1 protein-coding gene is annotated in these 600 nt (G+C 71.7%); it reads left to right on the top strand.

Annotated features, from left to right (window positions below; translation table 11 throughout):
• On the top strand, positions 1 to 600 hold a 600-nt coding region (locus EN807_RS32405), incomplete at both ends, for an AMP-binding protein (protein WP_135937918.1).

The raw sequence follows: 600 nt of genomic DNA, 5'->3' as shown, positions 1-600 counted from the left end.
GCCGGTGCCGTTCGGGGCGGTGGGCGAGCTTTGCATTGGCGGGGCAGGCGTTGCGCGGGGCTACCTGAACCGCCCTGATCTGACGGCGGAGCGGTTCATCGCCAGCCCCTTTGTGGACGGCGATCGGCTGTACCGGACTGGCGATCTGGCGCGCTATCTGCCGGACGGCAATCTGGAGTTTTTGGGCCGCAACGACGAGCAGGTGAAGATCCGCGGCTTCCGCATCGAGCCGGGCGAGATCGCGGCGCGGCTTTGCGAGCATGCCTGGCTGCGCGAGGCGGTGGTGGTGGCGCGCCAGGACCGCGCCGGCGACAAGCATCTTGTCGCCTATGTGGTGTGCGCGCCCGAGGCCGGCTCGGACGACGACGATGGCGGCGGGCTTGCCGGCGCCTTGCGCGCGCATCTGGGTGCGCGGCTGCCGGACTACATGGTGCCGTCGGCGTTCGTGCGGCTTGCGGCGCTGCCCTTGACGCCGAACGGCAAGCTCGACCGCAAGGCACTGCCGGCGCCGGCCGACGACGCCTATGCGCGCCGCAGCTATGAGGCGCCGCGCGGCGCGGTCGAGACGGCGCTGGCGCAGATCTGGGCGGAGCTTCTCGG

Origin of the sequence: Mesorhizobium sp. M5C.F.Ca.ET.164.01.1.1, assembly GCF_004792125.1 — a bacterium.
In the GTDB taxonomy this organism is placed as follows: Bacteria; Pseudomonadota; Alphaproteobacteria; order Rhizobiales; family Rhizobiaceae; genus Mesorhizobium; species Mesorhizobium wenxiniae.
This window is presented reverse-complemented; position numbering and strand designations above follow the sequence as displayed.